The following is a 26503-nucleotide window of genomic DNA, read 5'->3' as shown; positions in this document are numbered from 1 at the left end:
AAACATGAGCCAAACCGAACTCCACCAATTGAGCGTGGCCGAGCTGGCCGCGCAACTGCGCGCCAAGCAGGTCTCCGCCACCGAAGCCGCCCAGCATTTCCTGGCCCGCGCCAAGCAGCACCAGAACCTGGGCGCTTTTGTCGCCATCGATGAAGACGCCACCCTGGCCCAGGCCAAGGCGGCCGACGCCCTGATCGCCGAAGGCAAGGGCGGCAAGCTGGCCGGCGTGCCCATTGCGCACAAGGACATCTTCGTCACCAAGGACTTTCCCACCACCGCCGCCAGCAAGATGCTGGAGGGCTATCGCTCGCCGTTCGACGCCACCGTGGTGAAGAAGCTGGCCGATGCCGGCGTGGTCACCCTGGGCAAGCTCAACTGTGACGAATTCGCCATGGGCGGCGCCAACGAGAACTCGGCCGTGCCCCCTGTGGGCTTTGACGCGGCACAGCCCGTGCGCAACCCCTGGAACACCGAGCGCGTGCCCGGCGGCTCCTCGGGCGGCTCGGCCGCCGCCGTGGCCGCGCGTCTGGCCCCGGCCGTGACTGGCACCGACACCGGAGGCTCGATCCGCCAGCCCGCGTCGTTCTGCGGCATCACCGGCATCAAGCCCACCTACGGCCGCGCCAGCCGCTACGGCATGATCGCCTTTGCCTCCAGCCTGGACCAGGCCGGCCCCATGGGCCGCAGTGCCGAAGATTGCGCGCTGCTGCTGTCCGAAATGTGCGGCCCCGATCTGGACCGCGACTCCACCAGCCTGGACTACCCCGCCGAGGACTTCAGCTCCCGCCTGGGTGACTCGATCGAGGGCCTGCGCATCGGCGTGCCCGCCGAGTTCTTTGGCGAAGGCCTGTCCGACGATGTCCGCGCAGCCGTGGACGCCGCGCTCAAGGAATACGAAAAGCTGGGCGCCAAGCTGGTTCCCGTGAGCCTGCCGCGTACCGAGCTGTCCGTGCCCGTGTACTACATCCTGGCTCCGGCCGAGGCTTCGTCCAATCTGTCGCGCTTTGACGGCGTGAAGTTCGGCCATCGCGCCGCCAGGTACGAAGACCTCAACGATATGTATAAGAAGACCCGCGCCGAAGGATTCGGCGACGAGGTCAAGCGCCGCATCATGATCGGTGCCTATGTGCTGTCCGAAGGCTATTACGACGCCTACTACCTGCAGGCACAGAAGATCCGCCGCATGATTGCCGACGACTTCCAGGCCGCCTTCAAGGACTGCGACGTCATCGCCGGCGCGGCCGCGCCGACAACCGCCTGGGCGATTGGCGGCAAGGCCGACCCCGTGAGCAACTATCTGGCCGACATCTTCACCCTGCCCGCATCGCTGGCCGGCCTGCCCGGCCTCAGCCTGCCCGCAGGCTTTGGCGACGGCGGCATGCCCGTGGGCCTGCAGCTGATCGGCAACTACTTCGGCGAAGCCAAGCTGCTGAACGCGGCCCACCGCTTCCAGCAAGCGACCGACTTCCACCTGAAGAGCCCTGTTGGCATTTAAAAATTAATAGCTGCTTGCGCTTGCACTGACTGACTTTCAGCATCAAAACAACCTGAAACCCAATCAAACAAAGCGCAAGCAGCTTCTCTTTTAGCAGTTAGGACACACAGAACAATGACTGTGAAACTGATCAATGGCTACGAAGTCGTCATCGGCTTCGAGACCCACACCCAGCTGGCGACCAACAGCAAGATCTTCAGCCGTGCCAGCACCGCCTTCGGCGCCGAGCCCAACACCCAGGCCTGCGCCGTGGACCTGGCCCTGCCCGGCACGCTGCCGGTGATGAACAAAAAAGCCGTGGAATGCGCGATCAAGCTCGGCCTGTCGCTGGGCTCGACGATTGCGCCGCGCAGCATTTTTGCGCGCAAGAACTACTTCTACCCCGACCTGCCCAAGGGCTACCAGATCTCCCAGTTCGAGATCCCCGTGGTGCAAGGCGGTGAAGTCAGCTTCTATCTGGAAGAAGGCAAGAACAACGTCCTCAAGACCGTGCGCCTGGTGCGCGCCCACCTGGAGGAAGACGCCGGCAAGTCCGTGCACGACGAGTTCATCGGCCAGTCCGGCATCGATTTGAACCGCGCCGGCACGCCGCTGCTGGAAATCGTGACCGAGCCCGATATCCGCTCCACCGCCGAAGCCGTGGCCTACGCCAAGGAGCTGCACAAGATCGTCACCTGGATCGGCATCTGCGACGGCAACATGCAGGAAGGCAGCTTCCGCTGTGACGCCAACGTGTCCGTGCGCAAGCCCGGCCAGCCGCTGGGCACACGCCGCGAGATCAAGAACCTGAACTCGTTCAGGAACATGCAGATCGCCATCGACTACGAAATCCTCTGGCAGATCGAGCAGATCGAGGACGGCCACAAGATCCAGCAGGCCACCGTGCTGTTCAACCCCGACACGGGCGAGACCCGCGCCATGCGCACCAAGGAAGACGCGGCCGACTACCGCTACTTCCCCGACCCCGACCTGCCCCCGCTGGTCGTGGCGCCCGAATGGGTAAGCCAAGTCAAGGCCGAGATGCCCGAGCTGCCCCGCGCCATGGCCGCGCGCTTTGTCGCGCAATACGGCCTGCCCGAGTACGACGCCACCACGCTGACGCAAAGCCAGGCCATGGCCGCCTACTTTGAAGCCGCCGCCAAGGCCTGCGGCCAGCCCAAGCTGGCGTCCAACTGGATCATGGGCGAGATCTCGCGCCGCCTGAACATGGAAGAGATCGGCATGGACCAGGTCAAGGTCAGCGCCGAACAACTGGGCACCCTGATCGCCCGCATCCACGGCAATGTCATCAGCAACAACTCGGCCAAGCAGGTGTTTGAAGCCCTGTGGACCGGCGAAGGCTCCGATGTGGACGCCGTGATCGACGCCAAGGATCTCAAGCAGTCCAACGACACCGGCGCGCTGGAAGCCATCATCGACGAGGTCATCGCCGCCAACCCCGCCAACGTGGAGCAATACCGCGCCGGCAAGGACAAGGCCTTCAACGCCCTGGTCGGCCAGGTCATGAAGGCCTCCAAGGGCAAGGCCAACCCCGGCCAGGTCAACGAGCTGCTCAAGGCCAAGCTGGCCTAAGCCGCCAACTCCAGGCGCCAACCCACCGTTCAAGGCCGCAGGCAGCACATGCCTGCGGCCTTGTTGCTTGCCGGACATCCAGGTCCGCCGTCTCCATGCCCTGCGCCGCGCGGCTCAGGAAAATTTCAGTGATCTTCTCGAACGCTTCCCTCATCGAATCTGAAAAAGAACGCAACCTCTGCACCAAGTTCTTTGCCGGCTACTTTTTCAACGAATTCACGGCCGGCTATGCCAAGCGCATCGTCCAGTTCAACCGCTACATCCAGGAAGTCACGGGCCGCGAAGACCTGGGCATTCAAAGCCCGCATATCTCGTTTGACACCCACGCCTACCTGTGCCACGAGCGCCTGCGCAGCAAGCTGGCCGATGTGCTCATCTCAGACCCCGCACGCCAGGTCTTTCTGTTCATCGAGACCAAATACCTGAGCAACTGGACTTACGCCGCCGATGTGGCCAAAGGGCTGGAGCGCCTGGACAAGGTGTTCGACGCCGACAGGAAACCGCATCTGGCCGACGCCCGCCAGCATTACTTTGTGCTGACCTCGCGCCGCAAGGAAGAAGCCGCAGGCCGCCCGGTGCAGCACTACGCCCCGGTGAATGGCTCTGTCTATGTTCCCACCCCTGCGCGCGCCGCAGAAGTGCTCGAAGGCGATACCGCTGAGCCTGCCAAGCCGTCTTTCACCAGCCTGCTGTATTGGGAAGACCTGGCGCAGATGTGCGACCGCTCGGAAGTGCGGCAGTACATGGAGGCGCGACTGAAGCTGTGCGTGAGCAGTTCGCGGAATCAGCACAAGGCGGGGTACTTTTTGCCGGGGGCGTGATAGTTAGGTGTCTGCTCCCCTCGCAGGCGCAGCCGAAGGAACGGGGGCAGCAGGGGCTGCTCTTTGCCTACTTTCAGGAGGTCCGGCATACCGGCAGCAGAAAGTAGGTCGGCATGGCGGGCCGAGGCCCGCCCTCAGTCCACTCATCAAGCATGTCGCCGAAGCAGAGACTTCAAGCAAAATCTGCCCCCAGCCCAATCACCATAATCGCAAGCGGCTCTCAAATTTCCCTCGGCGTCGTCGTACACGACAGAGGCCGGGTCTCGCCCCGGCACGCGACCTTCTTTTCTTGCTCGTGCAAGCAAAGAAGGCAAAAGAACACGCCCCAACTGTCTGCGTCCCTTCGCTGCGCTGCGGGCAAACCTGCGTCACCCCATTCAGTCTACGGTGCGGCAAAACTCGCTTTGCGCTGCGCGCGCCGCTCAAACACGTTGCCGCAAGTCAGATGACGATGCAACGCTGTCCTGCGGCAGCGTTGCCCGCAGCCTGACCCGCGTGCCGCAGGCGCTAACACACGGGTGGAAGCGGGTACGGACGGCCTGCGAGAGTTATGACGAAATTGGCTTCTTTCGCTTATCTGTATTGCGGTAGCAGCTATTAATTTTCTAAAGAAGCTATCCCGTATCCGGTATTGCCCCTTGTGCCCACGCCTGCGACGGCAAGTTCTTGGGGTTGGCAATTGCACCGCAGAGTGCAACTGCATCGTCATCCAATCTGCGGCAACCTGTTTGAACGGAGCGTCGAAGACGCGAAGTGAGTTTTGCCGCACAGCCCCAAGAGCTTGACGGCGCAGGTTGCCCCATAGCGAAGTGAAACGCAGCGAAGGGGTCGTGGGCAGCAGGGGCCAGCTCTTTGCCTACTTTCTTGCACAAGAAAGTAGGTCGGCATGGCGGGCCGAGACCCGCCCTCTGCAAGCAAATCAAGCATGCAATCAGCCTCGACACGTCAGGCAAACAGCTAAAGCATCACCACAAGCCAAACAAGTCCCAAGTGAAGACATCACTTGCACCACCCGCTATCAATTTCAAAAACCACCACTTACATAAAGCCGAGGTAAAGCGCACACCAAACCCACACAAATCTGCGCACAATCCGGCGCAAACCCCATACTTTTGCGCTCCATGTTCTCAAAGCTGCTCAAGCCCCTGCTCTGGCTGCTGGCCCTGTGCCTAGCGGTCTATATCTGTATCTGCAGCTATATGTTTGCGCAGCAGCGCCAGATGATTTTTCCGGGCGACGGCACGCAGGTGGCGGCCGAGAGCACCGATTTCTCGCTGCAACGCGCCGATGTGCTGCTGCGAGGCTGGCAGTTGCACCCGGCCGACGGCAAGGCGCGCAATGCGGTGATCTACTTTGGAGGCAATGCCGAGAACATTGCCCACCGGCGCCAGCAGCTGTCGCGCAGCCTGCCGCACAGCGATATCTATATGCTGGCCTACCGCGGCTATGGCGCCAGTGAGGGCGAGCCCACGCAGGAGCTGATGGAGCTCGATGCCGCTGCCCTGTTCGACGAGGTCAAACGCCTGCACCCTCAGCTGCCCATCACCGTGATCGGCCGCAGCCTGGGCACGGGCGTGGCGGCTGCCGTGGCCGATCTGCGCCAGCCAGAGCAACTGGTGCTGGTCACGCCCTTCGACAGCATTCTGAACACGGTGCGCGGCATGTATGGCTGGCTGCCCGTGGAGCTGCTGCTGCGCGACCCCTTCGACTCTGCCGCGCATCTGCGCAACTACCAAGGGCCGATTCTGGTGCTGCGCGCCGGACGCGATCAGGTGGTGCTGCCCGAGCGCACCGATGCCCTGCTGCAAAGCCTCAGGGACAAGGCGGTGCAGGTGCAGGCATTCACCCAGGCGAACCATTCGACCATCTTCCGCGCCAACGGCTTCTGGAGCGCCATAGAGCAGTTTGTGGACGGGCATCAAAAAGAGGCCTGAAAGGCCTCTGACGCTCCCAGCAGGTGCTGTCCGGCAATGGGTTTCAAGTGCCAGTCAGATCCTTGACGACCGTCGTCGCACCGTTTTTCCTGACGGACTCAATGCCAGCATCGCGCGATGCCGCCGAGGCATAGAGCTGGCTTGTGCCGATAACCTGATGGTTGGCAGCCTTGAGGTTGAAATACTCCTTGCCGTTGCTGGCGGTCTTTTTCTCGTAGCGCTCGGCCAGCGGGCTGTTGGTCTGCACCGAGGCAATGCCGTTCTCCGCCGCCGCCCGGGTCTTGTACAGCTCGCTGGTGAGAATGATCTCTCCGTTGCTGGCCTTCAGCACAAACCGGAACTGCCCATCGCTGCTCTTGCTCAACTCGAAATGACCTGCCATTCGTTTCTCCTTCAGTTGCAAAAAGCGGCCTGCGCCGCCGGGGGTAGCCAGCACACTATAAAACCATCACGGCTGAAACCGGGCCTCTCATGGCTGGCTCCGGCGGTGATGAATTCAACCTTGTCAGCTTTTCATGGCGCTTTCATAAGACGGCTAATCCAGCCCCAGGCCCTCGGCCAGACCCTCTGCATAACCGAGCATCAGCGTGCGCCGCGCCAGCAGCACGGACGCCAGCTGTGCCCAGCCCGCATGCTCCCGCACCTCGTCCTGCCCTTGGCCGTAGAGCATGCGCAAATCCTCTATCAGCCGCTCGACCCGCATCGCATCGGGCAAGCTGGCGCGCACAAAGCCCATCCATGCAGCGCCCATGCCGAAGAAGCGATAGCCATATTGCGCTGCCAGATGGCGGATGACCGCGTGGTTCTGGAAACTGTCCCAGTCCGCGCTGAAATAGCCGTTGGGCTGGCCCGCAATCATCAGCTCGTCGCTGGGCACGGGCAGACGCTGGACATAGACCACCTCGTCGAGCAGGGCCTCGGGACTGCGGTTGGCCTGCAGCAAGGCATTCACGTCTTCCGGCGACAAGAGAAGCGTGCCGCAGACCTGCGCCCAGTTCTGCACCAGCCCGGGCCGCTGCAACTGCGCCACCCGGTGCCGCAGCGATGCCAGCGTCAGGGCCTGCTGCTGCGCCGGGTCGTCCCAATCCATGTCCTCGGGACTGTCCAGATACAGACGCTCATCCTGGCTCGCATGGCCGCTGGTGTAGCTGCACTGGCTCACATCGTCCAGCGTGCAGAGGTAGCGGTGCGCTGGGTCGGCGACGCGCAGCGCGTCCAGCCGCTCCAGCACCTCGTCCAGCGTCTTGAACCCTTGCAGCCATTCATGCGCGAAGCCGAAGTTGCCCTGGCGGTATTCGGCCTGCTCCCCGTCGAATTTTCCTGTCTTCATTTGCGCAGCACCCGGCGATAGAAGAACACACACAGGCCCACGAAATAGGTCAGGCCCAGCCACATGGCGGGCGCAAAGCCCTCACCCACCAGGGCCAGTGGCGCATCCTTGCCGCTGAAGCCAATCAGTGCCGCAATCAGCAGGCCCATCAGGCTCTCGCCCACGATCAGGCCCGAGGCCAGCAGCAGGCCGCGCTCCTCGGCCGCCGCCGTCCAGTCCTTGCCGCCGCGCTGCGCATAGGCCTTGATGGCTCTGGCAATGCACCAGCCCAGCACCGCGCCTGTGGTCAGCGTCAGGCCGATGGTGGGCGGCAGATAGATGCCCAGGCCCACGGCCAGCGGCGGCAGCGCGCCCTTGCCACTCTTGCGCAGAGCCAGATCGACCAGGATCACGGCAATGCCCACAGCCACGCCCAGCCCCAGCATGCTCCAGTCCAGCGAGCCCTTGAAGATGCCGCTGGCAATCTGCATCATCAGCGTGGCCTGCGGTGCGGCCAGGGCCTGATTCGGGTCCATGCCGGCACGCGGCATGCTGCCCGCAAAACCGTAGGCGTTGTAGAGCAGATCCAGCACGGGCGGTATGACCAGCGCGCCCACAAGGCAGCCGATGATGAGCACGATCTGCTGACGCCAGGGCGTGGCCCCCACCAGATAGCCGGTCTTGAGATCCTGCAGGTTGTCGTTGGAGATCGCAGCCATGGCCAGAACGGCCGAGACCATGAACAGCACCAGTGCAATGCCCATCTGCCCCGCCACGGCGCTGGCATAGGCCGGCACCAGAGCATGCAGCGCCAGCAGGCTCACTCCCATGAGCAAGGTGGCAATGATGCCGATGCCCGAGATGGGACTGGCCGAAGAGCCGACCAGACCGGCCATATAGCCACAGGCCGCCGCCACCAAAAAGCCGAACAGGGCCGCAAACAGCACGCACAGGGCTGCCAGGCCGTAGCGCGCGCCAGCGGCAAGATCGGGCATATGCCCGGCGATGAAGTCATTGACAACCAGGAACAGCACGCCCAGGGCGGCGGCTCCTATCATCAACATCCAGCTGCGCGGCATGTCCTTGTCGGTTTCGTCGCCACCGCCCCCCTCGGCGACGCTGCGTGCAGGCTGGTTGCGAATCGCCTGGACAATCGGCTTGGCCAGCGTGGCAACGGTCCACAGCGCCGAGATGCCGATGACGCCCGCACCCAGAAAGCGGGCCTTGCTGCCCCAAAGCTGGGTGGACAGCTCGGAGAGCGCCTGACCGGCAGCAGGAGAAGCCTGGGCCGTCAGCCAGGGCACGAGCACCCCCCAGCACAGCGCCAGCCCCACAAGCACGGCAATGCCTGCAGCGGCTCCCATCAGATAGCCGGCGGCCAGCAGGGCAGGCGAGAAGCCCGCCGCCACACGAAAGGCCACGCCGCCTGCGGGAATCCAGAAATTGAAGGCATCGCCGAGCAGGCGCAGACCGCCGCTGAGAAAGCCGAACAGCGCGGCCAGCCCCGTGCCCCAGCCCAGCTCGCGCAAGCCCGAACTGCGCGGTTTGCCCAGGCTCTGCGGGCCATGGGCGTGGCGCTGATCGTCGCCTACGCGCAAGACCTCGGCAGCGGCCACGCCCTCGGGATAGGGCAGCTCGGATTGCACCACCAGCACGCGACGCAGGGGCACGGTGTAGAGCACGCCCAGTGTGCCGCCAGCCGCACAGATCAATGCCGTCTGCCAGAACGGGAAACCCGTCCACAGCCCCAGCATGAGCAGTGCCGGCAGCACAAAGATCACCGAGGACAAGGTGCCGGCTGCGGAAGCCTGGGTCTGCACCAGATTGTTTTCAAGGATGTTGGAATCCTTGAAGCGATAGAGCAGCGCCATGGAGATCACGGCAGCGGGAATCGCCGAGGCAAAGGTCAACCCGACCTTGAGCCCCAGATAGACGTTGGCGGCGGTGAACGCCAGGGTGATGAGCGCGCCAAGCAGCACGCCACGGAAGGTGAACTCTCTCTTGGTTGGAGTATTCATTGTGCAAGCGGGAGGGTCTGTGACGGCACAAGCCTAGCATCAGCGGCGCACCACGCCATATCCGTCGTGCGCCCCTTCGCGCCAGCTCCTGGCGTTGCCAATGGCCGGTCCATGAAAAAAGGAGACCGAGGTCTCCTTTTGCGTTCAGCAGCCAAGGCTTCAGAACAGCACGCGGCAGCGAATGGTGCCCGCAATCTGCGCGAGCTTTTCCAGTGCCAGCGCCGAGGACTTGGCATCGATATCGATCACCACATAGCCCACTTTCTCATCGGTGCGCAGGTACTGGCCCGCGATATTGATGCCGTTGTCGGCAAACACCTGGTTGATGGCAGAGAGAATGCCGGGACGGTTCTCGTGCACATGCAGGATGCGGTTGTTGCCGGGGTGCTCGGGCAGTGCCACTTCGGGGAAGTTGACGGCCGAGGTGGTCGTGCCGTTGTCGCTGTACTTGACCAGCTTTTCCGCCACTTCCAGACCGATATTGGCCTGGGCTTCCATGGTGGAGCCGCCGATGTGAGGCGTGAGGATGACGTTGTCCATGCCGCGCAGCGGCGACAGGAATTCGTCCTTGTTGCTCTTGGGCTCCTTGGGGAAGACGTCGATGGCAGCGCCCAGCAGCTTGCCGCTCTTGAGCGACTCGGCCAGGGCTTCGATATCGACCACGGTGCCGCGCGACGCATTGATCAAAATGCTGCCGGGCTTCATGGCGGCAATCTGGGCAGCCCCCATCATGCCGTTCGTGGAGGCCAGCTCGGGCACATGCAGGGTGACGATGTCGGACTGGGCCAGCAGCTCGCCGAGACCGCTGCTCTGCTGGGCATTGCCCAGCGGCAGCTTGGTCACCACGTCGTGGAAGATGACCTTCATGCCAAGGCCTTCGGCCAGCACCGACAGCTGGGTGCCGATGGAGCCATAGCCGACAATGCCCAGCGTCTTGCCGCGAATCTCGAAGGAATTCTCCGCGCTCTTCTTCCAGCCGCCGCGGTGGGAGACGGCATTCTTTTCGGGGATGCCGCGCAGCAGCAAAATGGCTTCGCCCAGCACCAGCTCGGCCACGGAGCGGGTGTTGGAGTAAGGCGCATTGAAGACAACCACACCGCGCTCGCGCGCCGCGTTGAGGTCGACCTGGTTGGTGCCGATGCAAAAGCAGCCCACGGCCACCAGCTTCTGCGCGGCCGCGAACACATCGGCCGTGAGCTGGGTGCGCGAGCGAATGCCGACAAAGTGCACATCGGCAATCTTGCGCTTGAGTTCCTCGCCATCCAGCGCGCCGGTCAGAGCCTCCACATTGGTGTAGCCCGCGTCATGCAGCACCTTGAGCGCGGAGGGATGTATGCCCTCGAGCAGCAAAAACTTGATCTTCGATTTATCCAGCGACGTCTTACCCATGATCCAGCCTCGATCCATCAAAACTCCATTACAGCGGTTTCGTAATTCCGTTACAGGATCTGGGTGCATCGCCCCTTCATGAAGTGAAGAGGAGCAGCACCTGCGTGCCTGGCCCAAAATGAGCGCTGGGTAGAGCAAAGCAGAGCAGAAGCGTGCATGTGTCGCTTCACCTGTAACAAATTACGACTTTCTGATTCGCTTCCTACAATCGCGATCATTCACGCGCTTCCAATTTCATAGTTGAAAGTGCAGACCACTCAAGCTCTTTACAAGGATTTGCTGCCTATGCTGACCCTCTTGCGCCGCGCAGAAGATTTGCTGATTCAAGTTCTGCGTCTTGTCTTGCTCGCCTTTTCCATCTTTGTGCTGTTTGGCATGGGCCACTGGATCTGGGACCACTACAAGCCCAAGAAGCCCGATGCCGCCACTGCCGGTGCAACAGCGCTGAACTGGAAGGATGCGCCCTACGACCTCAAGTACATGGAAGAAGAGACCGGTCGCGATCTGAGCGGCCTCGGCAACGCCGTGCCCATGGAAAAGCGTCTGGCCGACCCCGCCCTGCGTCCGGATTTCCGCAAGGCCGACGGCCTGCTGCGTGGCTTCATCTACAGGGACACGGCTGCGCGCAAACGCGTAGAGACGGAAAACAGCAGCCAGGGCCTGGATCCCATCCACCCCCTGCTCAAGGGCGATGCCCTGCCCTCGGCCGACGATGTCAACCGCCAGATCAAAATGCGCGAGGCACGAGAAAACTCCTGCTGCGACAAGGAGGCGGCCGACGCGGCCGCTGCCGAAGTGGATGCCGCCTGGACAGCTCGCCGCATCTCGCTGACCCGCGAGGACCGCATGGCCCGTGCCGCCGCAGATGCGGCAGCCGATGCAGCGATTGCGGCAGCTGCCGAGGCTGCGGGCGAAGACACCATGCTGATGGATCCGGTGAACCTGGCCTCCGAAATCAACGACCGTGCCCAGGCCGCCGAGATGGAACATGGCGAGGGCTCGTACGCGGCCTACATCAAGGGACTGCCCGTGGCACTGGAGAAGGTGTTGGGTAACGAAAGCCTGGCCAAGAAGCTGCAGCAGCAGTCCGCCCCGCAGATCGTCAACACCTTGCTGACCAACTACACGCTGTCGTTCGACCGCACGGCCGCCAAGCTGCGCGGCGACAACCCCGATGAGGAAAAGTGGGAGTTTCTGGGCATGGACACGGCGTTTGCCACGCTGCTGATTTCCTGCCTGGTGATGGTGATGATGGCGCTGGTGATGTTCCGCATGGAGCGCCATTTGCGAGGCATCGGCGCGCAATCGGGTCAAAAGTCCTGATTTTCCGGCTCCGGCAAAAAGGCCGGAGCATGCGCTGTGGTTTCGGGCCCGCCTCTGCTCAGTAGGCGGGCCCTTTTCTTTTCAGTTCAGGGATATCACCATGAGCACCACCCGCAGCAGTACCGTTCCCGTCCACGCGCCATTCATCAAGCGCATGTCGCCTCGCGCCCTTGTACCTGAAGCACTGAGTGCGGCCCAGATGGAGCAGTTGGTGGAAGCCGCCCGCTGGGCGCCTTCGGCCAGCAAAAAGCAGCCCTGACACTTTGCCTACGCCCTGCGCGATGACGCGAACTGGCAGGCGTTCTCGCAGATTCCCAACGAAGCCAACCGCCGCTGGTGCCTGAATGGCGGCGCGCTGATCGTGCTGCTGTCGGACAAGCAGGCCTCGGCCGCCAAGCACAGCTTCGATGCGGGCTGCGCCTGGGGCTATCTGGCGCTGCAGGCCCATGCCATGGGCCTGGCCACGCACGCCATGGGCGGCTTCTCTGCCGCTGAGGCCCGCAAGGTGCTGAACCTGCCCGAGCATCTGGTGCCCGAATGCGTGATCGCCGTGGGCCGCCGCACCGATGCCTCCACTCTGCCCGACGATCTGCGCGAGCGCGAGCAGCCCTCGGGCCGCAAGCCGCTGGCCGAAATGCTGAGTGCCGGAGCCGTTCAAGCCGCCGCAACAGCCTGAAGCGGCCCCAATCCCGCCAAAGCTCCACCGCTCACCCTGTGGAGCTTTTTTTGACAGAATTGCCACACTAATATCAATACAACATTACGGGATCAGCTATCAATTTAGCGCCCGTAGCCTGAGCCTATGTCCGTCATGCAAACAATGTGGCAGCGCCTGGGGCCGGTGGCCTCGCGCCCTTCTTGGAAAGAGCTGATCCGCGCCAGCATCGGCGCAGGTCTGGGCCTGGCACTGGCCGGCATTCTGGTGGGGCTGGTCGAGCATTTCTTTCCCAACACCCTGTTCCTGTTCGCACCGCTGGGCGCCACCGCCGTGCTGGTGTTCGCCGTGCCCAGCAGCCCGCTGGCCCAGCCCTGGAACTGTGTCGTCGGCAACACCATGCCTGCGCTCTATACCTTGCTGCTGCTCTGGGCGTTTCCGGCGCTGTCCCAAACGTCGCTGGCCGCACTGGCCGTGGCAGGAGCCATTGCCCTGATGCTGCTGCTGCGTGCCCTGCACCCGCCGGGCGGCGCCGTGGCCTTGCTGACGGTACTGGCCTCCGCACAGATGGCTCCCCTTGGCTGGCATCTGCTGATTCCCATGGCCGTGCTCTCGGGCGTTCTTGCGGCAGTCGGCGTGCTCTACCATCGTGCCTGCGGCCGCCCCTACCTGCACCAGCCGCCTCAAGCGGCCAAGACCCAGCGCCCCACCACGCGCCTGGCGCTGAGCGAGCAGGACCTGGAACAACTGTTGCAGCGCTTCGAGCAAAGCTACAACCTGACACCCGAGGACCTGGGTGAGCTGCTGGCCGCCGCCGAGGAGGAGGCCATCAAGCGCCGGCTGTCCAGCGTGAACTGCGGCACCGTCATGTCCGCCAAGCTGCTGACCGTGAGCCCGCAGACTCCGCTTGAAGAGGTGGCCGAGCTGTTTCACCGCCATCTGATCAAAAGCCTTCCCGTGGTCGATGCGCAAGGTGAGCTCATTGGCCGCGTGCTGCGCGCAGACCTGTTCGACTGGCTCTGGCAGGACCACCGTGCGCGCCAGCAGCAAAACCTCTGGCAGCGCCTTCGCAGCCGACCATCCAAAGTGCAATCCGTAGCTCAGGAGTTGATGCGCGCACCAGAGATGAGCGTGCAGGAAGACACGCCCATGGGCGATCTGCTGCACGAGCTGGCATCGCACAGCGTGCAGTTCATTGCCGTGCTGCGCGGCAAAACCCTGGTCGGGGTCATCACGCGCTCGGACGTGATCCGCACTTTGCTCTCCATCAATCAATAGCCATGTGGGCAAAGGCCCTCTTGCCTGGCACGGGCTGCTGGATAAACTATGGGCAGTACTGGTTTGATTGCCGAAAAGGAGTTGCTGCCATGGACGCCGTGTTCACCCCCAACCTCGACAAGCTGCGCAACATCGTGCAAAGCTTTGGCGCCAACTCCTTTACCGCAACACAGGTGGCCACGGAGTATGAGGGCAGCACCGCCAGCAGCGAAGTCACCAAGACCTTCGAAGAGCTGCTCACCCACCACGCCACCGTGCTGGGCATACAGTCCGTGCCGGGCCATCACTTGGTCTGGCGCTCAAACTGAGCTGCTGACAGGCCCCTTCATGCATGCCCACCTCGGTGGGTATTTTCTTTTTCATCCAGTGATCAACTGGGCTAAAGTGCGGCGCCATGTCGCTGATTCCTCTCTCCCTCTGGTTGCCGCTGTCCGTCGCGGCCTGCGTGCTGCTGGTGCTGGCGGCCATGGGCTGGCTCTGGCGCTCGGCCCTGCGCGTTCCGGCAGGCAGCCGTGACGGCCGCAATATGCGCAGCATGGCCACCATCGCCAGCGCAGGCCTGCTGCTATGGCTGGCCTATGGCTTGTTCAAGGGTTATGGGGCGCTGTGGCAGGCCGATGCGCTGATGCTCATGGCTCAGGCACCGCTGCTGGTGCAGATGCCCTTGATCATCGCGGCAGTGGCCTGGATTGCGACCCTGCTGCTGGGTCGAGTCATGGCCATGCACAAAGACGGCCACGAAGACTGAAGGCGTAGCCGTCAGCGCGAGCGCGGCGCGGCAGGCGGCAGCTCTGTCCATAGCTTGCGCAGCTGCTGCAGCTCGGCATCGAAGCGCTGGTTGATGCGCTGCTTTTCCTCTTCCTGCTGCTTGATGAAGCGCTGCTGCTCGGCCTGGGATTCCGTGTTGTCGTCGAGCTGGCGGCGCAGATTGGCGGGAGCTTTCTTCGGATCGTTCTGATAGAACTCCAGCTCGGTGTTGAGCTTACGGCGGCGCTCCTTGAGATCGACCAGGCGCTTCTGAGCCACGCCGATCACATCGTTGACCTGGGCAATCGCCTCGGCTCTGGTGGCATCATGCACGCCCTGACTGGGGAAGCGCGCCAGCATGGCGCGCTCGCGCGAGCGCTCCTCGCGCAGGCGCTGCTGCTCGGCCTGATCCTGACGGCGCTTGGCCTCCTGTGCGCTGCGCTCCTGATCGGTCAGAGTCGGGCCCACGCGGCGCAACTCGACCCCCGAGTTGCCGAGCACACGCTGCTCGCGATCGACGCAGGAGGTAATCGGCCTGTCGGCCGTGATGCGCTGCCCATTGGCATCCGTGCAGGCGTAGATGCCGCCGCTATTGGCCTGGGTTGGAGCAGGCATGGCCCCTGCCCAGACGGTAGCTACCACATACAAACTCAGTTTTGCATGCAAGGCCTGCTTCATTTGCGTGTTTATTCCTTGTCTTCGACACCATAACGCTGACGATAGGCCAGCACGCGTTCATGATGCTCGGGGCCGGCCTCCCCGCCCTGCTGCTCGAGATAAAGCAACAGATCTGCCAGCTTGGCAATCGCACACACCTGCATGCCCAGTTGGTTGCGCACATATTGCACGGCGCTGTGTGCCACGTCCTGACCATTCTCTGTCGCCATTTCCTGGCGATCCAGAGCGATGGCCACGGCATGCGGCTGGGCACCGGCGGCCTTGATGATAGCAATCGACTCACGCGCTGCCGTTCCGGCCGACATCACGTCGTCAATGATGAGCACGCGGCCCTTGAGGGGAGCGCCCACCAGGGTGCCGCCTTCGCCATGATCCTTGGCTTCCTTGCGGTTATAGGCAAAGGGCACGTTCTTGCCCTGGCGCGCCAGCTCCACGGCCACCGTGGCAGCCAGAGGAATGCCCTTGTAGGCAGGGCCGAAGACCATATCGAACTCCATGCCGCTGGCCAGAATGGCTTTTGCATAGAATTCGGACAGACGGGCCATCTTGGCGCCATCGTCGAACAGGCCGGCATTGAAGAAGTACGGGCTCATGCGCCCGGCCTTGGTCTTGAACTCGCCGAAACGCAGCACACCCGCATCGACGGCAAACTGCACGAAATCCTGCGCCAGACGGTCTGCACCGCCCATTGGCTTCTCACTCACCACCATGGATTCATCCTTGTTCAAATTAACCAGCCTCAACCTCAACGGTATCCGCTCTGCCACGACCAAAGGCGCCGAAGCCTGGATCGAAGCCACTGCGCCGGATTGTATTTGCGTCCAGGAAATCAAGGCCCAGGCTTCGGATATGGCCGGGCGCTTCGAAGTGTTGGCCGGCATGAAAGGCTACTTCCACTTTGCCGAGAAGAAGGGCTATTCGGGCGTGGGCGTCTATACCCGCCACGAGCCCAGCGATGTGGTCGTGGGCTTCGACATCGACGAGTTCGACGCCGAAGGCCGCTACGTCGAAACCCGCTTCGACACGCCCGGCCGCAAGCTGTCCATCATCAGCGCCTACTTTCCCAGCGGCAGCTCGGGCGAGCTGCGCCAGGAAGCCAAGTTCCGCTTTCTGGCCAAGATGCACAGCCACTTGATGCATCTCAAGGCCGAGCGCGACTTCGTGCTCTGCGGCGACATCAATATCGCGCACCAGCAGGCCGACCTCAAGAACTGGCGCGGCAACCAGAAAAACAGCGGCTTCCTGCCCGAGGAGCGCGACTGGATGACCAAGCTGCTGCACAAGACCGAGATCAGCGGCGGTCTGGTGGACGTTTACCGTCTGCTCCAGCCCGACACCACGGACGCCTGCTACACATGGTGGAGCAATCGCGGCCAGGCCTATGCCAACAACGTGGGATGGCGGCTGGACTACCACCTGGCCACGCCGGCGATCGCGGCCCTGGCGCGCACCGAGTCCATCTACAAGGGCGAGAAGTTCTCGGACCACGCGCCCATCACCATTGGCTATGACCTGACGCTCTGAGGCGTGCAAGCAACGCCGGCAGCAAGCTGCAAGGCAGTGAACGCACGCATGCTCGGCGAATTGAGTTAGCGCAAGGTGCAACAGTACAACCCATGCGAGCATGAGTTGTACTGAGCCGGCTGGGCAGGTTTCCGAAAGAATGAACGACGGAACCTGGAGGGCAACAAGGCCACAGCGGTTCCCGTTTCGCTTTGAGGAAAAGGAATAGCCAATGAAGAAGATTCTGATGACCGTGGCCCTGTGTGCAGCCGGTGCCCTGAGCGCGCCCGCCATGGCGGCAGGCTGTGAAGCCGTCGTCGAGAGCAACGACGCCATGCAGTTCAATGTCAAAAGCATCGATGTGCCCAAGTCCTGCAAGAAGTTCAGCGTGACTCTCAAGCATGTGGGCAAGATGCCCAAGACCGCCATGGGCCACAACATCGTGGTCAGCACCGCAGCCGATATGCAGCCCGTGATCACCGACGGCATGGCCGCAGGTGCTGGCGCCGACTATGTGAAGGCCGGCGATGCACGCGTGCTGGCTCACTCCAAGCTCATCGGTGGCGGCGAGACCACCAAGTTCGACATCGATGCGAGCAAGCTCAAGGCGGGTACGGACTACGCCTTCTTCTGCTCCTTCCCCGGTCACGCGGCCCTCATGAAGGGCACGCTCAAGCTGGGCTCCTGATCCTGAATGCTCACTCTTTAGTAGCTATTAGCGCTTTTCCCACAAGGATTTCAGCTATATAAATACCTGAAATCCCTTACTAACAAGCGCCAAACGCTTCCAAATAGATAGCAAACCTTGCTGATCCCAAGCGCCTTTGACGGAAGTCACAGGCGCTTTTTTCATGGCTTATTCCATCGCCGACGTCAGCGGTCTGTTGATCACCACATGCTTCATGACCAGCGTGGAAGTCATGCGCAGCACGCCGGGCAGCCGGGTCAGGTGCTCGTCATAGAGACGCTGATAGGCCGGCAGATCACGCACCACGACCTGCAGCAGATAGTCAGGGTCGCCAAACAGGCGCTGGGCCTGCACCACGTTGGCGAGCTGGGCCACTGCGTCCTCGAACGCGGGCACGGACTTGCTGTCCTTGAGTGTGACAAAGACCAGGGACGAAAAATCCAGCCCCAGCGCTGCTGGGTCCAGCTCGGCGCGGTAGCCGCGAATCACGCCCGACTCCTCCAGCGCGCGCACACGCCGGTGGCAGGGCGACAGGCTCAGGCCCACCTGCTCGGCCAGCTCGGTCACCGTGAGGCGGCCATTGTTTTCGAGCGCAGCAAGAATTTTTCGATCCAGCGAATTCACGGGGCAGTTTCTTCCAATTTCAAACCGATCAGCGGCGAATATTGAGAGCACATTCTCTCTCCTCTTCCATATTCTCTCGGCATCAACGCTTTTCGAGGGAATTCCGTGTCTTACGCCGCCTTGACTGCCTTCTGGGCCGTCTCCTTTCTTCTGGTGCTCACGCCAGGTGCCGACTGGGCCTATGTGATCTCGGCCGGTCTGCGCGGCCGGCGGCTGGTGCTGCCCGCCACGCTGGGCCTGGCCTGCGGCGCGCTGCTGGCCACATTGGCCGTGGCAGCGGGCGTGGGCGCCCTGGTGGCACGCAACCCGGCCCTGCTGACCGCCTTGACGGCCACCGGCGCGCTGTACCTGGCCTGGATGGGAGTGGGTCTGTGGCGCAGCCCGGCCGCCATCAGCACCGCCGCAGATGCAGAGACCGGCACGCGCTGGCACTGGACGATCAAGGGAGCCAGCGTCAGCGGCCTCAATCCCAAGCAGCTGTTGCTGTTGCTGGCCTTCCTGCCGCAGTTTGTGCGGCCCGCCGACAGCTGGCCGGTGTTTGCGCAAATCATGGCGCTGGGCGCCGTCCATGCGGCCAGTTGTGCCGTGGTCTACTTCGGCGTGGGCTGGGGCTCGCAAAGCGTGCTGCGCTCGCGCCCCGCCGCCGCGCTTGCCGTCTCGCGCCTGTCGGGCACGCTGATGCTGCTGATTGCCGCCGTGCTGCTGGGCGAGATCGCCGTCCAGCATCTGTGAAAGACAAAATGCCTGCGGCCGAAAACCGCAGGCATTTCAAAAGCAGGCCCAGGCTGCAAGCCAGGGCACCGCGCAGGAGCCGCCTCGCGGCGGGGAAGCCCGGCGAAGGTGTCGCCCCTCCCGCATTGCAAAGCAGGACAGGGGCGCCCGGCCAGGGGTGCCCGGCCAGGGGAAAGGCGCAGAGCGCCTCACGGGAAATCACTCCACTTCATCCGCTCTTCAGTGCCCCCAGCACCTCGTCCAGCATCTTCTTGGCATCGCCGAACAGCATGCGGTTGTTGTCCTTGTAGAACAGCGGATTGTCCACGCCCGCATAGCCGGAGGCCATGGAGCGCTTCATCACGATGGAAGTCTTGGCCTTCCACACCTCCAGCACCGGCATGCCGGCGATGGGGCTTTCGGGGTCGTCCTGGGCTGCGGGATTGACGATGTCGTTCGCGCCGATGACGATGGCCACATCGGTCTCGGGGAAGTCATCGTTGATCTCGTCCATCTCCATCACGATGTCGTAGGGCACCTTGGCCTCGGCCAGCAGCACATTCATGTGGCCGGGCATGCGGCCCGCCACCGGGTGGATGGCAAAGCGCACATCCACACCCTGCTCGCGCAGGGTCCGGGTGATTTCATTGACCGTGTGCTGGGCCTGGGCCACGGCCATGCCGTAGCCGGGCACGATGATGGCGCTCTTGGCTTCGCGCAGCATCTCGGCGGTCTCTGCGGCACTGACGGGCGCCACTTCGCCCTGGGGCTCGGCAGCCGCAGATGCGCCGCCCTTCTTGGCCGGAGCCCCGGAGCCGAAGCCGCCGGCAATCACGCTGATGAAGTTGCGGTTCATGGCCTGGCACATGATGTAGCTCAGGATCGCGCCCGAAGAGCCCACCAGCGCGCCGGTGACGATCAACAGGTCATTGCCCAGCATGAAGCCGGTCGCCGCAGCAGCCCAGCCCGAGTAGCTGTTGAGCATGGACACCACCACAGGCATGTCGGCTCCACCAATGGCCATGACCATGTGCACGCCGAACAGCAGGGCGATGACGCTCATCACGGTCAGCGGCAGCATGCCGTCAGCCACGGTTTCGGCGCGCACAAACTCGCGGCCGAACCAGATCACCACCAGCAGCGCCACCAGATTGAGCCAGTGGCGTGCGGGCAGCAGCAGCGGCTTGCCGCCTATCCTGCCGTTGAGCTTGCCGAAGGCAATCAGCGAGCCCGAGAAGGTGACGGCACCGATCAGGATGCCCACGTAGATTTCCACCTCGTGAATGGCTTTGTCTGCGCCCGCCAGCTCGATGGAGGTATCGACATAGCTGGCAAAGCCCACCAGACAGGCCGCCAGACCGACCAGGCTGTGCATGAGGGCGACCAGCTCGGGCATCTGGGTCATCTTGACGACCTTGGCCGCATACAGGCCGATACCGCCACCGACCACCAGCGCGCCGACGATCCAGGCGATGCCGCCGGCATCGACGCGCGGGCCGAAGACGGTGGCCAGCACGGCCAGCGCCATGCCGATCATGCCGAACAGATTGCCGCGGCGCGAGGTTTCGGGGTTGGACAGGCCGCCGAGGCTGAGGATGAACAGAATGGCAGCCCCCAGATAGGCCACCGTTGCGAGACTTTGGGACATGGTGTTTCTCTCTTGTGCTCGTTCTTCTTATTTGCGGAACATGGCCAGCATGCGACGTGTCACGGCAAAGCCGCCAAACATATTGATGGCGGTCAGCACCAGCGCTGCAAAGGCCAGCCAACGAATCAAATCATCAGGGCGAGCTGTACCCGCCGTTCCAGGCGGTGCAATCTGCACCAGAGCGCCAATGGCGATGATGCTGGAGATGGCGTTGGTCACGCTCATCAGCGGCGTGTGCAGCGCAGGCGTCACATTCCACACCACCATGTAGCCGATGAAGCAAGCCAGCACGAACACCGTGAAGTGACCCAGGAAGGCCGCCGGCGCGTAGGCACCGATGAACCAGAAGGCCAGGGCGGCAATCGCAAAAACAATGGCCAAGGTCTTGGCAGGCAGCGGGCCGGCAGCGCCATGGCCATGACCGCTTTTCTTCTGCTCCACCACAGCTGCGGCCGGTTTGGGGGCTGGCTTGGGTGCCTGGGCAAGAGGCGGAGCAGGCCAGGTGATTTCGCCGTCCTTGACCACGGTCAGCCCGCGAATCGCATCGTCTTCCATATTCACCACGGCCACGCCATCCTTGGCCTTGCACAGCTCTTCGGCCAGGCGCAGCAGATTGGTCGCGTACAAGGTGGACGACTGCTTGGCCAGTCGTGACGCCAGATCGGTGTAGCCGATGATGGTCACGCCATGGCGCACCACGGCCTCATTGGGCACGGTCAACTCGCAGTTGCCGCCCTGCTCGGCCGCCATGTCCACGATCACGCTGCCGGGCTTCATGCTCTGCACCATCTCGGCCGTGATGAGCTTGGGCGCGGGTTTGCCGGGGATCAGCGCCGTGGTGATGATGATGTCGGCATCCCTGGCCTGCTGGGCATACATGGCACGCTGGGCAGCCTGGAAGCCCTCGCTCATGACCTTGGCATAGCCGCCGCCGCCAGCTCCGTCCTCTTCGTAGTCAACCTTGACGAACTCACCGCCCAGCGATGTGACCTGGTCGGCCACTTCGGCGCGCGTGTCGTTGGCGCGCACGATGGCGCCCAGATTGGCCGCCGTGCCGATGGCCGACAAACCAGCCACACCAGCGCCAGCAATGAAGACCTTGGCCGGAGGCACCTTGCCCGCCGCCGTGATCTGACCGTTGAAATAGCGGCCGAAGGCGTTGGCCGCCTCAATCACGGCGCGGTAACCCGAAACACCGGCCATGGAGGTCAGTGCATCCATCTTCTGTGCGCGGCTCAATGTCCGGGGCAGCGAGTCAATCGCCAGCACCGTCACCGTCCTGGCGGCCAGTTGCTGCATCAGATCGGGATTCTGGGCCGGCCAGATGAAGTCGATCAGGATCTGGCCTTCGCGCATCAGCGCGACTTCTTGCTGGGTGGGCGGGCGCACCTTGAAGATGATGTCGGCAGCGGCCCAGACCGCAGCAGCGTTGGGCAGCACCTCGGCTCCCACTGCGCGATACGCGTCATCGCTGAAGTTGGCGGCATCGCCAGCGCCCGATTCGATAGCGACCGAAAAGCCCAGCTTGATGAGCTTTTCGACCACATCGGGCACGGTGGCCACGCGCTTTTCCAACGGAAAGGTTTCCCGTGGGATGCCGATGCGTTGGGCGTCACTACGCTGGGCGTCAGTGCGCTGGACGTCGGTCGGCGGGTTGGAGGAGGTAGACATGAGGAGTCTCCTGGAGTTTAAAAACTGGTTCCATTCAGGCCGACCCGCTCCCAACCATTCCTACCGCAGGAGGAACTTGCTTGCATGGGCATTGGCACGGCCTGAACGATCTTGAAACTGTGTCGGGCCGCCTCCCATGAAGCGAATGCCCGCTGCCTTGCAGCACAAATACGTTTTAGCAGCCCGCACCAAAATGGGGCACTCGCATCCATGCTAGCTCAAATGAGGGATGACGTCGAAATCTGAGCGGGCATTTGTGATGCCTCGACCATGCCGTGTCATGCTTGCGGGGTTCGCAGCCCGCGAGACTACGCAAACGCCCGAAAAATACAAGTCACCCATGTTGCAATATCACACTGTCCCCGTCACCGCCTTTCAACAGAACTGCTCTCTCGTCTGGTGCGACCAGACCATGGACGCGGCCGTCATCGACCCTGGCGGAGATATCGAGCAGATCGAGTGGGAGGTGGAGCGCCTGGGCCTGAATCTCAAGGCCATCTGGATCACCCACGCCCATATCGACCACGCGGGCGGCACCAGCGAGCTGGCGGCCAAGTACGAGCTGCCCATCATTGGCCCGCATGAGGGCGACCAGTTCTGGATCGACGGTCTGCCCCAACAGGGCGCCATGTTCGGCTTTCCCCATTCCGAGCCTTTTGTGCCCTCACGCTGGCTGCATGACGGCGATACGGTGAGCATCGGCCAGGAAACGCTGAACGTGCGCCACTGCCCAGGTCACACGCCCGGACATGTGGTCTTCCACTCACCGCAGATCGACCGCGCCTTTGTCGGCGATGTGCTGTTTGCCGGCAGCATAGGCCGCACGGACTTCCCGCAGGGCAATCATCAGCAGCTGATCGACTCCATCGTTCAGCGCCTGTGGCCCATGGGTGACCAGACGATCTTCATCCCCGGACATGGCCCGGAAAGCAGCTTTGGCCGCGAGCGCAAGCTGAACCCCTATGTCAGCGGGACCTGAACCCTGACAGCCGAGGGCTTGCGGAATCAGGTCTTCCGTAGCAGCATGCGCCTGTCACGCCGTGTGACATCACATCACTGGAGGGAGTTCGTATGCGCAATTTATGGAAAATTTGCCTGGCTTCAGCCCTGGTCAGCAGCTCATGGGCGAGCCTTGCTCAGACACCGGCAGCGGCACCTGCCGCACCAGCCGCCAAAACAGCCCCCATGCCTGCCAAGCCGGCGGCAGAACCCGCAGCAAAGGCTGCAGCGGCCATGCAAACCTTTGTGTGCAAGGACGGCACCAGCGTCAGCGCGGCCAGCGCCAAGGGCACTTGCAAAGGCCATAACGGCATAGACAAGGACGCCACCGCCAAACTGACGACCAGCCCCATGCCTGCGGCAGCGGCGGCTCCTGCTGCGGCTGCCAAGCCTGCTGCAGCTGCTGCGCCTGGCGGCGGCCCCGGCCAGGTCTGGGTCAATGAAAACACCAAGGTCTATCACTGCCAGGGCGACCGCTACTACGGCAAGACCAAGAGCGGCAAGTACATGAGCGAAGCCGATGCCAAGGCCGCTGGAGCCCACGCCGCCAAGGGCAGCAAAGCCTGCTCATAAATCTGCCCGCTTCCCCCCTGCGCGCTTGCCTGCTTTTGCGACAAGCGCGTTGTTGTTTCTGGGGTAAAAACAAGGCCTAGCCTTGCCGTAGCAACCGCTGCCAGCTATCAATTCAATAGGAAGATCGAAAAAATGAGCGCAGTGGCAGTCGTGCTGATGTTGTTGATGGGACTGCTGATGCTCTGGGCGTTCTCGGCCGTGCTGATCTCCATGCTGGCGGGCTTGGCCACCAGTGGGCTGCTCTGGCTGCCGCTCAGCTTTTGGCGACGTAGGCAGCTGACCCAAGCGCAGGAGCAAGACTCCACCCCGGATGTACAGCAGGAGCTGTCGCAGCCTCCAGCCTCCTTCCATGTGCTGTCTGCCCTCATCGTCTGGCTGGGTTGCGCTGCCATGCTGACGACGCTGATCCATCTGCCTGAGCGCATGTTCTCTCCCGAGCAGCTCTCGCTGGGCGTCGGAATCGCATTCTGGGTGGCCCTGGGAACATTGATCCGGCTGATTGGCAATCTCGTCAGCATGGGCGAGTCGCCCCAAGAGGCCGCCAATATCAAAGCCATCTGGTCAATGGCTTCGTGGCTGGCGCCCATGTTCACCATCGTCGTGCTGATCTTCTTTGCACCCAATACCGCCGGCTGGATGGCCTGGCGCGAGCAATGGCGCGGCTATGACAGCACGCGGCTGCGCATCCCCCTGAAGCACAACGATGCCGAGCACCAGCAGGCCTTGTTGCAGTTGGTCCGCCCGATGCTGGACCAAGGCAGCCGCATCCTGAGTCACCGTGCCCGCTCGCGCAGCGGCAGCAGCTATACCCTGAGTGCCGCCCTGCCCGCACGCTATCGTTTTCATGAGGATGCGCTGGAGTTGCAACTGGCAGGTCTGATGCCGCAGGAGCAGCTCAACATGCATCTGCAGGCCCTGATTTCTGTGGTGGAAGGAGAGGCCAGCAGCCTGCCACTGGCCTATGCCCAATGCCAGCCGTCCCCCGATTGGTTGGGCAGACAGCGCTTTTTCGGGCGTGGCCAGCAAGCCATGCAATCGCTGCGCGAATGCGTGCGGACTCGCCAATCCGAGCTGACGACCGCGCTTCCATTGCTGCGGGGCAATCTGCAGGAGGTGCAGGTGGGCTGGAGTCACTTTCGCCCCTGGCCGGCTCTGCCACGCTGGCAGGCAGCGGCCTTGCCGGAAGATGAAGATGAGCTGCAGCGGCTCGATGCTTTGCGCTAAGAACCGCTGAGCGGCAACACATCCAGCCATTGGCCGGGCTCCAGCCCTTCAATCGAATAGGGCCCCACGGCCATGCGCACCAGCCGCAGCGTGGGGTGACCGACGGCGGCCGTCATGCGGCGCACCTGGCGGTTCCTGCCCTCGCGGATGACGAGCTCGATCCAGCAATCGGGAATGTTCTGGCGCACGCGGATCGGCGGGTTGCGCGGCCACATGCTGGGCTGGGGCTCTATCAGGCGGGCCCTGGCGGGAAGGGTCTTGCCGTCGCTCAGCTCCACGCCCTCGCGCAGGCGCTGCAGTGCGGCTTCGTCAGGCATGCCTTCGACCTGCACCCAGTAGGTCTTCTCCATCTTGTGGCGCGGGTCGGCAATGCGGGCCTGCAACTGGCCGTCATTGGTCAGCAGCAGCAGGCCTTCGCTGTCGGCATCGAGCCGGCCCGCCACATAGACATCGGGCACATCGATCCAGTCCTTGAGGCCCTGCCACTTGCCCTCGGGCGTGAACTGGCTGAGCACTCCATAGGGCTTGTGAAAGCACAGCAGACGCGTGACCTCGGGCCGGGGCGCGGGCTGGCGCACCGCAGTGCTGCGGCGCAGGTTGCTGGAGCGATTGGAAGAGAACGGACGGGGCATGGCGGCGAGCTTAGCAACAAAGGCCAGGGCTGACATCAAGCATCAGAATGTCTTGCATCGCTTACTGGACATAGGAAAACAGCTATCAGTTTTGAAAATCCGGGAACGCAGCACCGAGGAGCGGCTGCGGATACACCTCACGCACACAGTTGAGCCAGGCCTGGGCCGCACGCGACAGATAGCCGGGCCGCCACATCAGCGCCACATCCCAGGGGATCTCGGGCTCCACCAGCGGGCGGCTGGCCACGCGCTGCGGGTCATAGCGGGCGATGACATGCTCGAACATCACGGCCACGCCCACCTGGGCCGCGACCAGATGGCCTATGAAGTCCCAGTAGCGCGTCTGCAGCTTGACCTGTGGTGTGAAGCCCGCAGCCTCGCATTGCTGCAGCACATGCTCGTGCAGCGCAAAGTCCGAGGTGTAGAGCACAAACGGCAGGTCGCGCAGATCGCTCCAGCGCATGGGTTGGCCGGGGTCAGACACCTGCTGGGCAGGCAGCACCACGCGCGTCTTCTGGCGCGCCACGGTGTAGCGCTCCAGCGCCGGATCGGGAGCGGCGAACAGGCCCAGCGCCATATCCAGTTTGCCTTCCTGGATCAGCTGGTACTGGGCACGCGCGCCCTGCTCGTTGACCTGCAGGTTCACACCCGGATAGCGCTGCTGGAACAGCGCGATCACCGGCGCCATGTAATGGCCCGTGGTGGGCATGATGCCCAGGGACAGCTCGCCACGCGTGATGTGATCCACCTCGGCCACCTGCCGGCGCAGCAGCTGGGCCTGTTCAAGAATCTCCAGTCCGCGGTCATAGACCACCTGGCCGGCATCGGTGAGCTGCACGCCCCGCCCCTCGCGCAACAGCAAACGGCCACCGAATTCATCTTCCAGCGCCTTGACCATCTTGCTGATGGTGGGCTGGGTCACATGCAGGGTTTCGGCCGCACGGGTGAATCCGTTCTGGCGCACCACCTCAATGAAATAGCGCAGGGCGCGCAAGTCCATGACAATTCCTT

Annotated in this window: 25 protein-coding genes and 1 pseudogene; 15 read left to right on the top strand and 11 right to left on the bottom strand. The window is 63.1% G+C overall.

Translation table 11 applies throughout. The annotated features are described in order from the left end of the window. Nucleotides 1-4: 4 nt before the first annotated feature. The 4 genes from gatA (at nucleotide 5) to AC1RTQ_RS19930 (ending at nucleotide 5822) form a co-directional block, all read left to right on the top strand. Complete coding sequence (gene gatA, locus AC1RTQ_RS19945; protein ID WP_492878283.1) at nucleotides 5-1495, top strand: Asp-tRNA(Asn)/Glu-tRNA(Gln) amidotransferase subunit GatA; 1491 nt, start codon at nucleotides 5-7, stop codon at nucleotides 1493-1495. 114 nt (nucleotides 1496-1609) lie between these two features. Next, nucleotides 1610-3067 (top strand): Asp-tRNA(Asn)/Glu-tRNA(Gln) amidotransferase subunit GatB, encoded by a 1458-nt coding sequence (gene gatB, locus AC1RTQ_RS19940; RefSeq protein WP_302092905.1) that lies wholly within the window; start codon nucleotides 1610-1612, stop codon nucleotides 3065-3067. A 128-nt stretch (nucleotides 3068-3195) separates the two neighbouring features. Further along, nucleotides 3196-3888 (top strand): excinuclease ABC subunit A, encoded by a 693-nt coding sequence (locus AC1RTQ_RS19935; protein WP_492878281.1) that lies wholly within the window; start codon nucleotides 3196-3198, stop codon nucleotides 3886-3888. 1121 nt (nucleotides 3889-5009) lie between these two features. Further along, on the top strand, nucleotides 5010-5822 hold the full coding sequence (locus AC1RTQ_RS19930) for an alpha/beta hydrolase (RefSeq protein ID WP_492878279.1): 813 nt from the start codon (nucleotides 5010-5012) through the stop codon (nucleotides 5820-5822). Nucleotides 5823-5865: 43 nt separating this feature from the next. Here the strand turns inward: AC1RTQ_RS19930 and AC1RTQ_RS19925 are convergent, their stop codons facing one another. The 4 genes from AC1RTQ_RS19925 to serA form a co-directional block, all read right to left on the bottom strand. Next, nucleotides 5866-6204, bottom strand: coding sequence for a YegP family protein (locus tag AC1RTQ_RS19925; protein ID WP_492878277.1), 339 nt, complete (start codon nucleotides 6202-6204; stop codon nucleotides 5866-5868). A gap of 153 nt (nucleotides 6205-6357) precedes the next feature. Continuing rightward, nucleotides 6358-7152: a hypothetical protein gene (locus tag AC1RTQ_RS19920; protein ID WP_492878275.1), complete on the bottom strand. Its 795-nt coding sequence runs from the start codon at nucleotides 7150-7152 to the stop codon at nucleotides 6358-6360. Next, nucleotides 7149-9149, bottom strand: coding sequence for an OPT family oligopeptide transporter (locus AC1RTQ_RS19915; protein WP_492878273.1), 2001 nt, complete (start codon nucleotides 9147-9149; stop codon nucleotides 7149-7151). Before AC1RTQ_RS19915 ends, AC1RTQ_RS19920 begins: the two co-directional genes overlap by 4 nt. Nucleotides 9150-9308: 159 nt before the next feature. Beyond that, nucleotides 9309-10538, bottom strand: coding sequence for a phosphoglycerate dehydrogenase (serA, locus tag AC1RTQ_RS19910; RefSeq protein ID WP_302092900.1), 1230 nt, complete (start codon nucleotides 10536-10538; stop codon nucleotides 9309-9311). Nucleotides 10539-10823: 285 nt separating this feature from the next. Between serA and AC1RTQ_RS19905 the strand changes: the two genes are divergently transcribed. The 5 genes and pseudogenes from AC1RTQ_RS19905 to AC1RTQ_RS19885 all read left to right on the top strand — a co-directional run bounded on the left by AC1RTQ_RS19905 (nucleotide 10824) and on the right by AC1RTQ_RS19885 (nucleotide 14542). Next, on the top strand, nucleotides 10824-11861 hold the full coding sequence (locus AC1RTQ_RS19905) for a hypothetical protein (RefSeq protein WP_492878271.1): 1038 nt from the start codon (nucleotides 10824-10826) through the stop codon (nucleotides 11859-11861). Nucleotides 11862-11961: 100 nt separating this feature from the next. After that, nucleotides 11962-12537 (top strand): annotated as a pseudogene (locus AC1RTQ_RS19900) (nitroreductase family protein). Nucleotides 12538-12672: 135 nt separating this feature from the next. Continuing rightward, on the top strand, nucleotides 12673-13794 hold the full coding sequence (locus AC1RTQ_RS19895) for an HPP family protein (RefSeq protein ID WP_492878269.1): 1122 nt from the start codon (nucleotides 12673-12675) through the stop codon (nucleotides 13792-13794). 89 nt (nucleotides 13795-13883) lie between these two features. After that, nucleotides 13884-14102, top strand: a complete 219-nt coding sequence (locus AC1RTQ_RS19890; RefSeq protein ID WP_492878267.1) for a hypothetical protein — start codon at nucleotides 13884-13886, stop codon at nucleotides 14100-14102. 86 nt (nucleotides 14103-14188) lie between these two features. Then, complete coding sequence (locus AC1RTQ_RS19885) at nucleotides 14189-14542, top strand: hypothetical protein (protein ID WP_034372296.1); 354 nt, start codon at nucleotides 14189-14191, stop codon at nucleotides 14540-14542. Between the two features lie 11 nt (nucleotides 14543-14553). On the opposite strand, the gene AC1RTQ_RS19880 is transcribed toward AC1RTQ_RS19885, so the two are convergent. Then, nucleotides 14554-15219: a DUF4124 domain-containing protein gene (locus AC1RTQ_RS19880; RefSeq protein WP_492878265.1), complete on the bottom strand. Its 666-nt coding sequence runs from the start codon at nucleotides 15217-15219 to the stop codon at nucleotides 14554-14556. 8 nt (nucleotides 15220-15227) lie between these two features. After that, nucleotides 15228-15929, bottom strand: coding sequence for an orotate phosphoribosyltransferase (gene pyrE, locus AC1RTQ_RS19875; RefSeq protein WP_492878263.1), 702 nt, complete (start codon nucleotides 15927-15929; stop codon nucleotides 15228-15230). A 10-nt stretch (nucleotides 15930-15939) separates the two neighbouring features. Between pyrE and AC1RTQ_RS19870 the strand changes: the two genes are divergently transcribed. Further along, entirely contained in the window at nucleotides 15940-16743 is an 804-nt protein-coding gene (locus tag AC1RTQ_RS19870) for an exodeoxyribonuclease III (RefSeq protein ID WP_492878261.1), read from the top strand. Nucleotides 16744-16954: 211 nt separating this feature from the next. After that, nucleotides 16955-17410: an azurin gene (azu, locus tag AC1RTQ_RS19865; RefSeq protein WP_492878259.1), complete on the top strand. Its 456-nt coding sequence runs from the start codon at nucleotides 16955-16957 to the stop codon at nucleotides 17408-17410. A gap of 168 nt (nucleotides 17411-17578) precedes the next feature. Here the strand turns inward: azu and AC1RTQ_RS19860 are convergent, their stop codons facing one another. Continuing rightward, nucleotides 17579-18034 (bottom strand): Lrp/AsnC family transcriptional regulator, encoded by a 456-nt coding sequence (locus tag AC1RTQ_RS19860; RefSeq protein ID WP_302092890.1) that lies wholly within the window; start codon nucleotides 18032-18034, stop codon nucleotides 17579-17581. Nucleotides 18035-18139: 105 nt separating this feature from the next. Between AC1RTQ_RS19860 and AC1RTQ_RS19855 the strand changes: the two genes are divergently transcribed. Then, nucleotides 18140-18766, top strand: a complete 627-nt coding sequence (locus tag AC1RTQ_RS19855; protein WP_492878257.1) for a LysE family translocator — start codon at nucleotides 18140-18142, stop codon at nucleotides 18764-18766. 208 nt (nucleotides 18767-18974) lie between these two features. Here AC1RTQ_RS19855 and pntB read toward each other — a convergent pair whose 3' ends face one another. Both pntB and AC1RTQ_RS19845 read right to left on the bottom strand, forming a co-directional pair. Beyond that, entirely contained in the window at nucleotides 18975-20393 is a 1419-nt protein-coding gene (pntB, locus tag AC1RTQ_RS19850; protein WP_492878255.1) for a Re/Si-specific NAD(P)(+) transhydrogenase subunit beta, read from the bottom strand. Nucleotides 20394-20420: 27 nt separating this feature from the next. Beyond that, a complete protein-coding gene (locus AC1RTQ_RS19845) occupies nucleotides 20421-22064 on the bottom strand; it encodes a Re/Si-specific NAD(P)(+) transhydrogenase subunit alpha (protein WP_492878253.1) in 1644 nt (547 codons plus the stop codon). Between the two features lie 340 nt (nucleotides 22065-22404). Between AC1RTQ_RS19845 and AC1RTQ_RS19840 the strand changes: the two genes are divergently transcribed. The 3 genes from AC1RTQ_RS19840 (at nucleotide 22405) to AC1RTQ_RS19830 (ending at nucleotide 24860) form a co-directional block, all read left to right on the top strand. Beyond that, the gene (locus AC1RTQ_RS19840; RefSeq protein WP_034375307.1) at nucleotides 22405-23043 is read left to right on the top strand and encodes an MBL fold metallo-hydrolase; all 639 of its coding nucleotides are present in this window, start codon (nucleotides 22405-22407) and stop codon (nucleotides 23041-23043) included. Between the two features lie 206 nt (nucleotides 23044-23249). Beyond that, on the top strand, nucleotides 23250-23636 hold the full coding sequence (locus AC1RTQ_RS19835) for a DUF3761 domain-containing protein (RefSeq protein ID WP_492878251.1): 387 nt from the start codon (nucleotides 23250-23252) through the stop codon (nucleotides 23634-23636). A gap of 132 nt (nucleotides 23637-23768) precedes the next feature. Further along, nucleotides 23769-24860, top strand: coding sequence for a hypothetical protein (locus tag AC1RTQ_RS19830; RefSeq protein WP_492878249.1), 1092 nt, complete (start codon nucleotides 23769-23771; stop codon nucleotides 24858-24860). On the opposite strand, the gene AC1RTQ_RS19825 is transcribed toward AC1RTQ_RS19830, so the two are convergent. After that, entirely contained in the window at nucleotides 24857-25528 is a 672-nt protein-coding gene (locus AC1RTQ_RS19825) for a pseudouridine synthase (protein WP_492878247.1), read from the bottom strand. The two genes, AC1RTQ_RS19830 and AC1RTQ_RS19825, sit on opposite strands and share 4 nt — an antisense overlap. Before the next feature lie 49 nt (nucleotides 25529-25577). Continuing rightward, complete coding sequence (locus AC1RTQ_RS19820; protein WP_492878245.1) at nucleotides 25578-26492, bottom strand: LysR family transcriptional regulator; 915 nt, start codon at nucleotides 26490-26492, stop codon at nucleotides 25578-25580. Nucleotides 26493-26503: the final 11 nt, after the last annotated feature.

The sequence above is a fragment of the Comamonas sp. GW821-FHT11H03 genome (genome assembly GCF_058807955.1).
The sequence above is the reverse complement of the archived record's forward strand: the minus strand, read 5'-3'. Positions and strand labels throughout refer to the sequence as shown.

Bases quoted from the DNA above. Each gene is read 5' to 3' on its own strand.
- gatA (WP_492878283.1), top strand. From the start codon at position 5: ATGAGCCAAACCGAACTCCACCAATTGAGCGTGGCCGAGCTGGCCGCG.
- gatB (WP_302092905.1), top strand. From the start codon at position 1,610: ATGACTGTGAAACTGATCAATGGCTACGAAGTCGTCATCGGCTTCGAG.
- AC1RTQ_RS19930 (WP_492878279.1), top strand. From the start codon at position 5,010: ATGTTCTCAAAGCTGCTCAAGCCCCTGCTCTGGCTGCTGGCCCTGTGC.
- AC1RTQ_RS19925 (WP_492878277.1), bottom strand. From the start codon at position 6,204: ATGGCAGGTCATTTCGAGTTGAGCAAGAGCAGCGATGGGCAGTTCCGG.
- AC1RTQ_RS19920 (WP_492878275.1), bottom strand. From the start codon at position 7,152: ATGAAGACAGGAAAATTCGACGGGGAGCAGGCCGAATACCGCCAGGGC.
- AC1RTQ_RS19915 (WP_492878273.1), bottom strand. From the start codon at position 9,149: ATGAATACTCCAACCAAGAGAGAGTTCACCTTCCGTGGCGTGCTGCTT.
- serA (WP_302092900.1), bottom strand. From the start codon at position 10,538: ATGGGTAAGACGTCGCTGGATAAATCGAAGATCAAGTTTTTGCTGCTC.
- AC1RTQ_RS19905 (WP_492878271.1), top strand. From the start codon at position 10,824: ATGCTGACCCTCTTGCGCCGCGCAGAAGATTTGCTGATTCAAGTTCTG.
- AC1RTQ_RS19895 (WP_492878269.1), top strand. From the start codon at position 12,673: ATGCAAACAATGTGGCAGCGCCTGGGGCCGGTGGCCTCGCGCCCTTCT.
- AC1RTQ_RS19890 (WP_492878267.1), top strand. From the start codon at position 13,884: ATGGACGCCGTGTTCACCCCCAACCTCGACAAGCTGCGCAACATCGTG.
- AC1RTQ_RS19885 (WP_034372296.1), top strand. From the start codon at position 14,189: ATGTCGCTGATTCCTCTCTCCCTCTGGTTGCCGCTGTCCGTCGCGGCC.
- AC1RTQ_RS19880 (WP_492878265.1), bottom strand. From the start codon at position 15,219: ATGAAGCAGGCCTTGCATGCAAAACTGAGTTTGTATGTGGTAGCTACC.
- pyrE (WP_492878263.1), bottom strand. From the start codon at position 15,929: ATGGTGGTGAGTGAGAAGCCAATGGGCGGTGCAGACCGTCTGGCGCAG.
- azu (WP_492878259.1), top strand. From the start codon at position 16,955: ATGAAGAAGATTCTGATGACCGTGGCCCTGTGTGCAGCCGGTGCCCTG.
- pntB (WP_492878255.1), bottom strand. From the start codon at position 20,393: ATGTCCCAAAGTCTCGCAACGGTGGCCTATCTGGGGGCTGCCATTCTG.
- AC1RTQ_RS19845 (WP_492878253.1), bottom strand. From the start codon at position 22,064: ATGTCTACCTCCTCCAACCCGCCGACCGACGTCCAGCGCACTGACGCC.
- AC1RTQ_RS19840 (WP_034375307.1), top strand. From the start codon at position 22,405: ATGTTGCAATATCACACTGTCCCCGTCACCGCCTTTCAACAGAACTGC.
- AC1RTQ_RS19835 (WP_492878251.1), top strand. From the start codon at position 23,250: ATGCCTGCCAAGCCGGCGGCAGAACCCGCAGCAAAGGCTGCAGCGGCC.
- AC1RTQ_RS19830 (WP_492878249.1), top strand. From the start codon at position 23,769: ATGAGCGCAGTGGCAGTCGTGCTGATGTTGTTGATGGGACTGCTGATG.
- AC1RTQ_RS19825 (WP_492878247.1), bottom strand. From the start codon at position 25,528: ATGTCAGCCCTGGCCTTTGTTGCTAAGCTCGCCGCCATGCCCCGTCCG.
- AC1RTQ_RS19820 (WP_492878245.1), bottom strand. From the start codon at position 26,492: ATGGACTTGCGCGCCCTGCGCTATTTCATTGAGGTGGTGCGCCAGAAC.